Source organism: Providencia sp. PROV272, from assembly GCF_049901975.1.
Classification (GTDB): domain Bacteria; phylum Pseudomonadota; class Gammaproteobacteria; order Enterobacterales; family Enterobacteriaceae; genus Providencia; species Providencia stuartii.
Map to the genome: position 1 here is coordinate 2,458,619 of NZ_CP096291.1, position 12,145 is coordinate 2,470,763.

General features: G+C 39.9%; 15 protein-coding genes. 2 read left to right on the plus strand and 13 right to left on the minus strand.

Annotated features, from left to right (window positions below):
* Positions 1-237: 237 nt before the first annotated feature.
* Entirely contained in the window at positions 238-702 is a 465-nt protein-coding gene (locus tag M1E93_RS11225) for a threonine/serine exporter (protein WP_004919301.1), read from the minus strand.
* On the minus strand, positions 699-1,508 hold the full coding sequence (locus M1E93_RS11230; protein WP_052038362.1) for a threonine/serine ThrE exporter family protein: 810 nt from the start codon (positions 1,506-1,508) through the stop codon (positions 699-701). Before M1E93_RS11230 ends, M1E93_RS11225 begins: the two co-directional genes overlap by 4 nt.
* A 187-nt stretch (positions 1,509-1,695) precedes the next feature.
* Here M1E93_RS11230 and M1E93_RS11235 point away from each other — a divergent pair, with 187 nt between their 5' ends.
* A complete protein-coding gene (locus M1E93_RS11235) occupies positions 1,696-2,328 on the plus strand; it encodes a TetR/AcrR family transcriptional regulator (protein ID WP_036940046.1) in 633 nt (210 codons plus the stop codon).
* Positions 2,329-2,340: 12 nt separating this feature from the next.
* Here the strand turns inward: M1E93_RS11235 and M1E93_RS11240 are convergent, their stop codons facing one another.
* Positions 2,341-2,745 carry a hypothetical protein gene (locus M1E93_RS11240; RefSeq protein ID WP_014658252.1) on the minus strand — a complete coding sequence of 135 codons (405 nt, stop codon included), beginning with the start codon at positions 2,743-2,745 and terminating at the stop codon, positions 2,341-2,343.
* A gap of 240 nt (positions 2,746-2,985) precedes the next feature.
* On the opposite strand from M1E93_RS11240, the gene M1E93_RS11245 reads away from it, so the two are divergent.
* Positions 2,986-3,279, plus strand: coding sequence for a DUF5339 family protein (locus M1E93_RS11245; protein WP_426206924.1), 294 nt, complete (start codon positions 2,986-2,988; stop codon positions 3,277-3,279).
* Positions 3,280-3,440: 161 nt separating this feature from the next.
* Here M1E93_RS11245 and M1E93_RS11250 read toward each other — a convergent pair whose 3' ends face one another.
* The 10 genes from M1E93_RS11250 to M1E93_RS11295 all read right to left on the minus strand — a co-directional run bounded on the left by M1E93_RS11250 (position 3,441) and on the right by M1E93_RS11295 (position 12,095).
* Positions 3,441-3,878: a universal stress protein gene (locus M1E93_RS11250; protein ID WP_004919296.1), complete on the minus strand. Its 438-nt coding sequence runs from the start codon at positions 3,876-3,878 to the stop codon at positions 3,441-3,443.
* A 187-nt stretch (positions 3,879-4,065) separates the two neighbouring features.
* Positions 4,066-4,404: a hypothetical protein gene (locus M1E93_RS11255; protein ID WP_004919295.1), complete on the minus strand. Its 339-nt coding sequence runs from the start codon at positions 4,402-4,404 to the stop codon at positions 4,066-4,068.
* Between the two features lie 187 nt (positions 4,405-4,591).
* Positions 4,592-5,020 carry a universal stress protein gene (locus tag M1E93_RS11260; RefSeq protein ID WP_004919294.1) on the minus strand — a complete coding sequence of 143 codons (429 nt, stop codon included), beginning with the start codon at positions 5,018-5,020 and terminating at the stop codon, positions 4,592-4,594.
* Positions 5,021-5,135: 115 nt separating this feature from the next.
* Positions 5,136-5,573, minus strand: a complete 438-nt coding sequence (locus tag M1E93_RS11265) for a glyoxalase/bleomycin resistance/dioxygenase family protein (RefSeq protein ID WP_060561299.1) — start codon at positions 5,571-5,573, stop codon at positions 5,136-5,138.
* Positions 5,574-5,633: 60 nt separating this feature from the next.
* On the minus strand, positions 5,634-6,548 hold the full coding sequence (locus M1E93_RS11270) for a Gfo/Idh/MocA family protein (protein ID WP_169342163.1): 915 nt from the start codon (positions 6,546-6,548) through the stop codon (positions 5,634-5,636).
* A gap of 375 nt (positions 6,549-6,923) precedes the next feature.
* Entirely contained in the window at positions 6,924-7,706 is a 783-nt protein-coding gene (locus tag M1E93_RS11275) for a YaeF family permuted papain-like enzyme (protein ID WP_014658248.1), read from the minus strand.
* 258 nt (positions 7,707-7,964) lie between these two features.
* Positions 7,965-8,189, minus strand: coding sequence for a stationary-phase-induced ribosome-associated protein (gene sra, locus M1E93_RS11280; protein ID WP_004919289.1), 225 nt, complete (start codon positions 8,187-8,189; stop codon positions 7,965-7,967).
* A gap of 339 nt (positions 8,190-8,528) precedes the next feature.
* Positions 8,529-9,548: an ABC transporter permease gene (locus tag M1E93_RS11285; RefSeq protein WP_004919287.1), complete on the minus strand. Its 1,020-nt coding sequence runs from the start codon at positions 9,546-9,548 to the stop codon at positions 8,529-8,531.
* A 9-nt stretch (positions 9,549-9,557) separates the two neighbouring features.
* On the minus strand, positions 9,558-11,114 hold the full coding sequence (locus M1E93_RS11290; RefSeq protein ID WP_004919284.1) for a sugar ABC transporter ATP-binding protein: 1,557 nt from the start codon (positions 11,112-11,114) through the stop codon (positions 9,558-9,560).
* 57 nt (positions 11,115-11,171) lie between these two features.
* Complete coding sequence (locus M1E93_RS11295; protein ID WP_426207286.1) at positions 11,172-12,095, minus strand: substrate-binding domain-containing protein; 924 nt, start codon at positions 12,093-12,095, stop codon at positions 11,172-11,174.
* Positions 12,096-12,145: the final 50 nt, after the last annotated feature.

Genomic DNA, 12,145 nt, shown 5'->3' on the forward strand with positions numbered 1-12,145 from the left:
AAACAACCGACTTACCACGATAAAATTGCACAACTACTCCATATTAGAGCAATTCAGTTATGTTAATAATTCTAATTAATAACAGGAATTGTTTATTAATCAATCTAACAACTTATAGTAAAAGCTATTGAAAGAGATATCAGATTAATTTTGAATAAAGGCTAGGTTGCCATAGTAAATAAAGTCAATCAAACGCCTTCTTGAATATCACATTTACCGAAGGAGCTTCTTGTTTTTTTATACACTTGGGCGTTTACGATATAACCACAAACCAGGAAGGGATAGACCAATTGATAAGGCCCCAACAATAAATGACGCTCGTAAAAAGTTGGTCACAAGGGTTTCAAATAACTCAGGGGTATAACCTAAATGAGAAATTTTGACGACGGAGATCATTGCGGTATAAGCACTGATCCCCGGAAACATCGGTATTACTGCTGCAACCGTAAAAACTTTAGGATGTGCTAACCATGTTCGAGACCATTGAATACCAATCGCGCCAATAAGAATAGCGGCAATAAAACTTGCCCATTCAATATTTAAGCCAAGTGTCATCATAGTCATACGTGAGCCATGACCAATAGCCCCTAACAACGCACAATATTTCAATGCTTTGATCGGCACATTAAATACCATCGCAAAGCCAACAGCAGGAATAGCCGCTAGTAACATATCCTCTAAAAGTGCCAGTAAAAAACTCATGCCCACTCCCTTAGTCCCCAAATTGCCATTGCAATCACAACACCAATACATGTCGCCAGCGTCAGTAAGCTCGCCATCATCCACCGCGCTAACCCTGTATTAACATGGCCTTTAAACATATCGGCCACCGCATTAATTAATGGAAAACCCGGCACGAGTAGCAATACACTTGCTGCCATCGAAATACTTGCTGTCGGAGCAAAAAATGGCAATTTTAATAATAATCCGGAAACAGACGTTGCCACAAAAGCAGTAATACAAAAGTTAATCAAAGGATTCATTTGCCGAGAAGTCAGCACCTGACGAATATACATTGCACAACCACTCGCAATCAATGTCACTAAGGAGCCATCCCATCCTCCCCCATTTAATTTACTAAAACAGGCACAAGATAGAGCAACCATCAGCACCATTATCCAACGTGGATAACGTAATGGTTTTATTGAGGACAATTTCTTCTCAAGTTGTTTGCGATCCAAAAGGTGATGCTCAACTAAAATGACAGCATGCTGTACCTCTGTCACCACATGCATATTAATACCACGGTCAATAATACGACGCGTCGACGTTAAGCAGTGACCTTCAATTATGGTTGTCAGTACTAATGAATTCGAGGAAATAGCACTATCAACTTGATCTGCCCCGAGTGCAATCCCTAAGCGGCAGGTAAGCTGCTCCACCAGCATACTCTCCGCACCATGTTGTAATAATAAGAGGCCACACTGTATACATAATCGAGTGATCTCCCTTTGTGCTTCGGTAATCGCATGAATACCTTGCAACTCATCGATAGCCTCCCCTTTCATTTTTCCTCCAATCCACTGCGATGATTTAGATAACGATTTAAACGTGATAACCTTTAGCAACATCATAAAGTGAAATAATAGCCTGAATTATGATCTCTTTCAGGTTAAAGCATGATTAGTCATCACGAACTTTGCCTTTTCATGATAAGAATAGTTAGATAAATCATAATGCTAGGATGAGTATTGCATGAGTAGCCCATTTTTCGCTAAAACCCCTAAGGGGCAGCGTCGTAATAAAGCATTAATTAGTGCGGCTTCTGAAATTTTTATTCAATATGGATTTGAAGGAACAACACTTGATATGATCATTGAGCGTGCAGGAGGCTCTCGTTCCACGCTGTATAAAAACTTCGGTGATAAAGAAGGATTATTCGCTGCGGTCGTTGCATCAATGATTGACGATATTTTCGCCGATGATGAAAGTCATAATCCCCCTTCTCTCCATAGCATTGAATCTGTATTGTCTTTTTACGGCGCACGGTTTTTACTGAATGTGATTAAACCACAGTCTATTGGTTTATATCGTTTGATCCTTGGTGAATATAACCGCTTTCCTGAAATTAGCCATGCTTTCTTTGAACAAGGGCCAGTACGTAGTTATCGGCTATTAACTGAGAAACTCCTTGAATTACCTGAAGTGAAAGTTAACGAACAAACGCTATTAAGTATTTCATCTCGATTTTTAGAAATGTTAAAAGCAGATGTTTTTATTAAAACCTTCTGTGTCACTGATTTTAAACCTAGCGATGAATTTATCACGCAACAAATTGCGCTCTCAGTGGACATCATCGCCAGTTATATTCGTAAAATTAGCCAATAGCGGTCATCGTCATTAAGAAATCAATGCCGTAGCATATTTTTTCGCTGCGGCGATGTTATGTTCAATAAACACTTCAGGCCCATAAAATGCAGAAAGTAACGGCGCCATTTGTTCCATATCTTCTTTATCACTCCCATCTGGTTGTAACGTCACCACCATTGCACGGCAGTGTTCAACCATCGGCTCTTTAGCATGTTTTAACCAACGGCGAACATATTTCATGGCATTCATATGTTCCTCAGACGGTTTTTCTTTGCTCTGTTTGACCGGCGGATAAACTAATACAAATTGCGCCCTTCTTGCCAATAACATATCCATTTCTTCTAACCATAAACGCGTTTCATCTAAGGTTTTTGGAAATGAATGGATGACACAAACTGGCCACTCAGCCGTATCAATAATCGTCTTATTTTGCATACCTAGCTCCCCCACAAAAAAGTGTACTTAACTGTACACTTTAAATTGCAACAGAGTCAAGAATGATTCTCATTTATCTTTTTGCAAATTATGCTATTCACGCGGTGCTGTTATTACAGATAATTCCTAATATGCAGCAAAATTACCTACAGTAGAAAATATTGATTAAGAGAGGTGATGTCTTTTTGAATATGGAATGCTATTCTCGTTTTATTGTTACATCAAAAAAGCGAATAAATTATGAAAAAAAGATTTTCAGTTGCTTTCGGGGTTGCTGCACTATTAGCTGCATTTGGTGCGAATGCAGGAAAAAATTGCGATACTCATTTCCAAGAAATGAATGTGCTGGTTAAACAAGCTGAAGAGCAGTACAAAAATGACCCTAATGTTAAAGAAAGGATCACTGAGATGAAACATCAATTGGATGAAGCGAAAAAAGCACTCGCTGATTATCCAGAAGATGCTCAAGAACAAGCATGTGAACAAGGCATTCAAGCTATTAAAGCAGCTAAAGAGGCAGTGGAAGGTAAATAATTTTTATCTCTATTATATTGATTTAATAGGGATGAATAAGCACCATCTGCTTTTTCGATGCGAATTTTAGCCTTGCTTTGGGCTAAGATGGTAATAGATTTGCGTTAAAGATTAGAGCGTTAATAAGGCCAGTATAATACTGGCCTTATTGTATTGGCGGGTTATCTGACTACCAGTACAGATATTTTCGCATAAGAAACAATGCCTGATGCGTTTGACCCTAGTAAGTGCGTTGTGATACTCGGGTTACGTGAACCAATCACAATCAGATCCGCACCTATTTCTTCTGCCTCAGCTAACACTTTATCTCTCGGTGAACCAAAAGCGACTTTGTAAGAAATATCTTCTTGTGGGTAATCGATCTTAGCAATAATCTCTTTTAACTGCTCTTCTGAACGTTCAACGGCTTTTTTAGCAAATGAAGATAAAAGATCATAATGATAGCTATAGCTCATTGAGAACCTTGAAACATCAGGAACTGAGTGGAAAAGATGTATTTTTGCCCCCGACATTTTTGCTAAATAAATTGCGTGTTTTAATGCTTTATCCGTCAGAATATCTTCAGAAATGTCTACGGGAACCAAAATTTTATTGTACATGCGATACCCCTATTAATTAGTCATCATTCTATTATCCACCTGTGATCCCTTAGTGCGATGTGATAACTAGGATACACTTTGTGAATGTTTATCTTTTTTGTTCACCAAAAGTATAGTCTTAATAAAAACAAACTGCCGTGAGCTACCAGACGATTTGTTAAAGCAAGTTCACAATTTTATCAATATGCTAACTATCTTCTAAGTGCCATTTATGTAAGATGCGGTGCAAAAAAGGTGTGACAATTAAGCCAATACTAATAATGAATACGCTCTGTAAAAACAGCCCATATATTGCGATAAAAAAACGCCCACCTTGCGTGATTGGTGCAGGCTCTATTGCTTGCCCACTTAGCATGGATAATGCATTAAGCATTGACTCCATCAAAGAATGACCTTCAATAAAATAAAAGCCAATAATACCGGGTAACAGCCCAAGGAAAAAAACCAATAGCGACAAAAAATAAAAACGTAATACCCTGAATAAGAAATGTTCAATGCGGATAACTTCTTGCGAAAACTTTTCCATAAATAAGCTCACCATTCCCAATAAAAATAGGGCCTATTCGGCTGAACTGTTACACTCAATACCTGATACCCAACAAGATAAAAGAAAAAGGTTTAATCACTCATCGCTTTATGACGATCATGTAAAATAAAAAATAATGGGTTCAATAAAACCTATGCTAAATATCAGCATAGGTTTATTTAAAAAATTAACGAACTACCAATACAGAGGTTTCTGCGTAACGAACAATGCCCGCTGCGGTAGAGCCTAGGAGGTGTGTAGAAATATTCGGACGGCGTGAACCGATAACAATAATATCGGCGTTAATGTCTTTTGCAGTATTAATCACTTCATCACGAGGTGAGCCAAACGTTATGGTATAATTGACATCAGATAGTGGTAAATCAATCGTATCCATCAACATTTTCATGTCTTCTTCTGCTTTAACGGTTGCACGGTCTTTTATTTCCATATAACCAAGTGCATACGCATTAATAATAGCAGAAGAGATTGGTAGCACATGGATCAAATGAATTTTCGCACCAGACTGTTTAGCTAAATTAACTGCATGGCGAACAGCTTTACTTGTCAGTTCATCCTCAGTTAAATCTATAGGAACCAGAATCGTTTTATACATAACCCCTCCTGATAGAAAAAAGAATTTAAGTTAACAACAAAATTATAATCAAATACGCAAGAATGTCTCTTAAACAACAAGATAAATGAGATCTCTCGCTACAAATTATTAACTATTATTCTCTTAACCATGGTGTAACGGTTAAACCAACCAACATTCCTTCGGGGCTAAGTAAGCGTGTAACCATTTGTCCCCAAGGTTCCATTCGCTCATTAACTAAAATGGAATAACCTTCATTAATAAAACATTGAGTGGCTTTTGATAAATTAGCGACTTCAAATTCTATCCAGCTTTGAGGAACAAGGTGCGTTTCCGGCCAATGATCGACACCAAAACAAGATTGTGCAGCTTGAGATAATGGCCATAACGCAAAATGTTTAACGCCACTAAGCTGTTCTTCTTCGCTGGTGAAATAATCCTGATTACCTTCCATTGCCTTTAAAGGTAAACCTAAAGTTTTAACATAGAAAGCATAACTTACATTAGGCTCACGTGTTATCGGACCAAAACCTGCAACAAATAAAATTTCTGAAGCTTGATGCGAACTTAACATATTAATCCTATATAAGACTGGTATGGAATGGTTTATGAGCTGAGAAACAATGAACAGTATTTACGCAATGCTTAACATTTTCTCTACCATTTGTTGAGCATAAATCGCCTGCTCACCACTGACGTCAGGCTCGCTACCATGGCTCACCGCATCAATAAAATGGCGAATAGCCCCATCGAATCCACGTTGAACCAATATCGACTCCCAACTAGAAGGTTGTTTTTGTTTTATCCCCTCGTGACTTTCACTCATCCAATGATTCATGTTTGTCACTTGGTAGACCCCACCATCACAAATTGCTGCAACTTGCTCGCGTTGACTACCCGCTCGGCGATGCATTGATGTCGTCACTAAACATTCATTCACTTTCAGATGATGCTCTGCATAGCATAACGCTTGCTCCTCAGTTGCAATAATATTGCCTCCCAATAATTTTGCTTCACTTCCCACGAGCCAGATAGCGGTATCTACAACGTGTAAATAATCATCTAGCATAGTAAAACGGACATTTTGAGGGCCTAGACTGTCACTACGATGTTTTTCCATACGTAATGAAGCAACTTGACTGAGGTGTTGTTTGAGTTTTTGATAAAAAGGTGAAAAGCGCCGATTAAACCCAACCATAAGCGAACGTTTCTGTTTATGTGCAAAGTCCACTAATTGCTCTGATTGGGAAAGTGTCTCAGCAAGCGGTTTATCAACATACACATGTACGCCGTATGATAACAAACTGTAAATAACTGAAAAATGGCTGGCGGTACTACTGTGTACAAAAACCGCATCACACTGCTGGGCCAGCTGTTTTATATCTGAATACAGTGGAATACGATAGTTATCACAGACGATTTTTGCTTTCCTTTGATTTGGTGAAAATGCCCCTATCAGTTGCCAATTATCTGTTTTACTCAGTATCGGTAAATAGGCTTTTTGCGCAATAGAGCCTAACCCTACGATACCAATGCGTAATGTTCTCATCAAAGATTGACCTTTGTGCTGACGGTGTAGGAAGGATACTGACAAGTATAACGAACAACTTATTTCGAGTACTAACTTGTTTTATAAAAATTTATTCAAATTATCCTTAAAAGAGCCAAAAATAACGCATTGAATTTTAATTATTTTTTATAAAAACGAATTTATAGGGGGTAAAATTCGCATAATAAGACATAAAAAAGGGTTGATTTATCAAATGAGAATGGTTATCTTTTACCTAACGAATACTTGAGTAAATTACTCAAGCTTTCGTAAACGACATTGCTCACATTGCTTCCAGTTTTAGCAGGCCAACTTCTCTGAGTTGGCCTTTTTTTTCATTAACACGTCGCCACAAACCCACTTTATTGACGATATTTATCTCAGGTGAAGCGCACTCGATAAACTCCAAGATTTCAAGTGCCCTACATAGCTTAAACGATGGGTCGGAACAAAGGTCGGCACATCCCCTGTTCGCATATGAAGGATATCCGCTGGCGTTATCCACGCTGAATTCCCTTCAAATAACGGAAGTCCTGCATATTTATAGGCATCAAGGACAAACTGCGAACAAAAGAAGCCGTTAGCTTGGTCTACATCGCTACCTAACTGTACCGTCGCTAACGTTCTCAAACAAAAATTACGGATCGTTTGACCAATAAAAGGTAATTCACAAACGCGCTTTGTCACCATCCAAGGCGCTATCATCACTATCCCTTTAAAGTTATATTTGCCCCCTTCATTTTGCATAGAAAATTCACGTAATTTATGGGCGTGAATAGAGGTTAACCCCTCTTGCCGCAACACCACCATATTATTTGAGTCCGAGATAGCTTGATCGAGCGTAATGATCCTCACGCCACTGCCGACAGATTCCGCTACTTCACCAGCCCCCAAATATATTGAGGCATGGCTCACCCCGCTAATACTAAAAAGACGGATACCCCATGAATTAATTCCCGTTGCGGAAGACAATAAAATATCGCCAGGTAACATATCAGCAGCGGAGAGCGCCTCTACAGATTCTTTAATCGGTATCGTATTGGCTTGTTGAATGCTAAATTTTAATCGGTTACTTTCTTCATCCGTTCTAAAGCCTGTCGAACATCCTGCCACTGAAATAACACAAAAACAAAAAATTAAATATTTAAAATAAGCCAACGGGAATACCTACCCTATTTCTATTTATACGCCAATTCAATGTAACCAAGTTCCATGACTTTTTCATCGGAAACGTCTCAATATTTTGTTTATTTGTAATTTTAGATAGTGACAATAATCACATATTGACCATTCTAATATGAAGATGAGGTAGCGGTCGTACTGGTTGCAAGAAAAAGAGTAAGAAATGAGGTAGGAATATCATTTGGTGTTTTTAACCCTCTAGCAATGCCAGAGGGTCAACATTCACTCAATTAATTAGCTAATAACATATTCAGGATAGAATACCGTTGTTGAGTGGTAGGTTTTTTTCTCTGTCGCTTTATTATTTAATGCCGCAACTACAGGTTGATTTTGTAATTCAGCGGGCAGCTGTTCCGTCACATTTTCTTTTGCTACGACAGAAACTCGAATATTTTTCTTAGAACGACTTAACTTATAAGGCATTCCTAATAAGCGACGTGCTGCATTATTACTTACCATTATATCGACTCCTTAACTACAACATTTAAATTCAGCAATAAGCTGAATATCAAAAACATAGCCAGTGTTGACTGCATGGGTTATTTTAAATTTTACTCAAAATTCAAAAATAACCCTAATAGTATAGCATCGATAAAATATAAGTGAATGAAATTAAACTAATTAGTTTCACAAGGGAACTATCTGAGGTGGAATTTTTATAAGATATCAATATTATTAGCACTAAAATTTAAAAAGTATCAACCTGTATTTTCTTAGCGTTAAATCCTTATTTTCTTATGATAAACGCCTTCTTATTAAAATAAAAAGGCGTTTATCTTTTATAAATAGTGAAAATATTTAACTGGCACCACGTCTATTTTTGGCGTAAGTATCAAAAGCAACAGCTAAAATAATGATCAGTCCAGTAATAATTTGCTGATAATACGCTGAAACATTCATTAAAACTAAACCATTAATTAATATTCCCATAATGATTGAGCCAATAATGGTTCCTCCGATACGACCATATCCCCCCATTAATGATGTACCACCAATCACAACAGAGGCGATCACGCGCAGTTCAAATGTCATCCCCGCTACCGCTTCAGCACTCCCTAAACGTGCACTCAGCACAAACCCAGCCAGCCCAGCTAAACAGCCAATCACCACATACACACTGACAAGAACACGTTTAACGTTCACCCCTGCTAACCGAGCTGCTTCTTGATTACTGCCAACTGCGTAAACAAAACGCCCCCAGCGGCTTTTATGCAGCGCTAAATAGCCTATCAATGCCACAATCGCAAAGATCCAAATAGGCACCGAGATCCCCAGTAGCTCCCCACGCCCCCACCAACGATAGCCAGCATCAAAACCTGAGATTGGTGCACCATCATTAATCACTAATGTCAGCCCACGCCAAATTGTCATGCCACCTAATGTGACGATAAATGGTGGAATATTCAGCCGCGTGATCCCAAGACCATGTAAAAACCCAATCCCTGTGCCTACCGCTAAGCAGATAGCTAATCCAACTAACCAGCTCATCCCTCCCCAAGCATTAGGATCTAAGCCGACTAAATTATCACCTTTAATCACAAACGCCGCTGTCATCGCGCAAACCGCCAGTATTGAGCCAACAGACAAATCAATACCAGCGGTTAAAATCACCAACGTCATCCCCACGGCCATAATTCCATAGATAGACACTTCGGTTAAAATATTAGTGATATTGCGTTCAGTCAGAAAATTACTGTTTTGGGTTTGAAAAAATAGCACCAACAGCACCATAAAAATCAAGACACCAAAGCGCTCAAAAAAAGCGATGAAATCTATTTTTTTACGGCCGACCGCCGTAGAAGATTGTTGTTGTAACATGTAAACCTCTCATACGACCATTTCTGCTGGTGAGTTTTGATGGCAAATAGCCATCATCATCATTAACTTCTCTTCTGTTGCATCATCACCTTTAATCTCCCCCGTTAAGCGGCCCTCGCTCAACGTGATGATCCGGTCTGAAATCGCCATGACTTCAGGTAAATCAGAAGAAATAACAATAACCGCAACGCCTTTTTTCGCCATCTCAAAAATAACCTGATGAACTTCCGATTTGGTTCCAACATCAATACCCCGAGTTGGCTCATCAACAATTAATACTTTTGGCGACATGGCCATACACCGTGCAAGAATGACTTTTTGTTGGTTACCACCAGACAATTTACGCACTTCTTGCTCACTGCTGGCCATTTTGATTTGTAGTGCTTGTTTGTAGCTTTCTATCAAGGCGTTTTCTTTATTGCTATCCACCATCCACCCCATTTTAAGTAGATGTGATAACGCTGAAAGTGATAGGTTGTAGCGAATGGATAATCCCAACGCGGCGCCTTCTTTTTTACGATCTTCTGGAACGAGTGCAATCCCCTTATCCAGTGCATTCATTGGGGTCGTTGGCTGATAAGGCTCACCATCAAGGATAAACTCACCCGTGGTATATTTATCTGCGCCGAATAAACAGCGTGCCACCTCAGTCCTTCCCGCCCCCATAAGGCCCGCAATACCCAGTATTTCGCCTTCATGAACATCAAAACTAATATCGTGAAGCGCGATACCATGAGGATCTAAAGGTGGCTTAGCTTTCGATAAATGTTTCACCGATAGGCGAATCGGTTTGTCTCGATGATATGTTTCGCTGGCCGGCCTACGTTCAAAAATCACATTCCGCCCAACCATCATACGTATGATCTCTTGTACTGAGGTCTCAGCCACATTCCCCGATCCGGTGTATCTGCCGTCTTGAAATACCGTGAATTTGTCACATATCTGAAAAACTTCATGTAAGCGATGTGTCACGTAAATGACGCTCACCCCACGGTTTTTCAATTCCCTAACAACACGATGCAGACTTTCTACTTCAGTATCGCTTAGAGCCGCTGAAGGCTCATCCATCACAATTAATTTAGCATTGAGCGTCAGTGCACGTGCAATTTCAATCATTTGCTGCTGGGCAACACTTAACCGTGCCACTTGGGTCGTTGGCAAAATTGCCAATTGAAGATAATCAAGGATCGCTTTGGCTTCCTGATTAAGGACTTTTTCATTAACCATCCAACGCATTTTTAGCGCTTCACGCCCTAAAAACATGTTTTCCGCTACCGTCATATTCGGTAGCAAATTAAATTCTTGATAGATAGTAATAATCCCTTTTTGTTGGCGAACAATCGGGGTATCTGTTATGGAAAGCAATTCACCGTTAAACCAAATATCACCACTGGTTTGCGGTTGAGCGCCTGCAAGTGCCTTTAAGAACGTGGATTTACCCGCACCATTTTCCCCCAATAACGCATGCACTTCTCCTGGCATCACTGTCATTTGGGCTTGACTTAGCGCCCAGATCCCTGAAAAGCTTTTGGCAAGATTTGTAATTTTAAGTAGTGGCTCTGACATAAAAACTCCTTTTCAGGAAAACAGGGCTCACCGAGCCCTGAATAGCACTGTAAATGACTATTTCAATTCACCAATACGTTCCGCTTGATCAAGGTTATCTTTGCTAATAATTGTGGGAGGGTAATCCGCGCCTGTGATCGCTTTTTTGTCACGAATATTATCGACCAATTGCCCCATCGCCATTTTTACTGCGTAGCCTGAGCGCTGATCAGCCGTTACAGCCATCCAACCTTCCTTAATACGACTAAGTGCTTCAGGACTTGCATCAAAACCTGTCACTAAAATGTCGCCCGGTTTATAACCTTGTGCGCTCAGCGCCTCAATCGCACCAAGGGCCATATCATCGTTAGCAGATAAGATCACATCCGGTTTTTTCGCGAGTGAAGGCAATAAACTTTCGGTGATGCGCATCCCTTCCGCTCGCATCCAGTTACCATTTTGGTCAGCGACTAAGCGGTATTTACTCCCCCCTTCTTTTAAGCTATCGCGGATCCCTTTCGTACGTTCAATATTTGATGAGGAGCCAGGTTGTCCTGTAATTAAGATCAGATCGGCGCCATTTGGAAACTGCTTTTTGACATATTCCGCAATGGCGTAACCGCCTTTGTAATTATTAGCCCCAAAATGCGGCACCGGTTGTTGTGCATTAATGGTTCTATCAAGAGTCACCACCGGTAAGCCAGCGCTTTGAATTTCAACCACCGCATCGGCAATGGCATTGACATCATTAGGTGACACAATAAAGCCCTGTGCACCTCGTGTGATCGCATTTTCAATATCAGCAACCTGCTTAGGTGAGCTACCTTGCCCATCTAAGACTTGAATATTGACTCCTAACTCTTTAGCGGTTTTCACCGCCGATTTCTGCATATGCACTTCAAACGGGCTAGCCAATGTTGGCGGACTAAAGACAATTTGCTCATTTTCAGCCATCACACTCGGTGTTAAACCCAATACAGCAACCAGCGCGGTTAATTTCATGATATTTTTCATTTTGCCCTTCCCACTGATTATGAATACATGTTGTGTTT

Coding starts and splice junctions, on each gene's coding strand:
- M1E93_RS11225 (WP_004919301.1), bottom strand. CDS start 702: ATGAGTTTTTTACTGGCACTTTTAGAGGATATGTTACTAGCGGCTATT.
- M1E93_RS11230 (WP_052038362.1), bottom strand. CDS start 1,508: ATGAAAGGGGAGGCTATCGATGAGTTGCAAGGTATTCATGCGATTACC.
- M1E93_RS11235 (WP_036940046.1), top strand. CDS start 1,696: ATGAGTAGCCCATTTTTCGCTAAAACCCCTAAGGGGCAGCGTCGTAAT.
- M1E93_RS11240 (WP_014658252.1), bottom strand. CDS start 2,745: ATGCAAAATAAGACGATTATTGATACGGCTGAGTGGCCAGTTTGTGTC.
- M1E93_RS11245 (WP_426206924.1), top strand. CDS start 2,986: ATGAAAAAAAGATTTTCAGTTGCTTTCGGGGTTGCTGCACTATTAGCT.
- M1E93_RS11250 (WP_004919296.1), bottom strand. CDS start 3,878: ATGTACAATAAAATTTTGGTTCCCGTAGACATTTCTGAAGATATTCTG.
- M1E93_RS11255 (WP_004919295.1), bottom strand. CDS start 4,404: ATGGAAAAGTTTTCGCAAGAAGTTATCCGCATTGAACATTTCTTATTC.
- M1E93_RS11260 (WP_004919294.1), bottom strand. CDS start 5,020: ATGTATAAAACGATTCTGGTTCCTATAGATTTAACTGAGGATGAACTG.
- M1E93_RS11265 (WP_060561299.1), bottom strand. CDS start 5,573: ATGTTAAGTTCGCATCAAGCTTCAGAAATTTTATTTGTTGCAGGTTTT.
- M1E93_RS11270 (WP_169342163.1), bottom strand. CDS start 6,548: ATGAGAACATTACGCATTGGTATCGTAGGGTTAGGCTCTATTGCGCAA.
- sra (WP_004919289.1), bottom strand. CDS start 8,189: ATGGTAAGTAATAATGCAGCACGTCGCTTATTAGGAATGCCTTATAAG.
- M1E93_RS11285 (WP_004919287.1), bottom strand. CDS start 9,548: ATGTTACAACAACAATCTTCTACGGCGGTCGGCCGTAAAAAAATAGAT.
- M1E93_RS11290 (WP_004919284.1), bottom strand. CDS start 11,114: ATGTCAGAGCCACTACTTAAAATTACAAATCTTGCCAAAAGCTTTTCA.
- M1E93_RS11295 (WP_426207286.1), bottom strand. CDS start 12,095: ATGAAATTAACCGCGCTGGTTGCTGTATTGGGTTTAACACCGAGTGTG.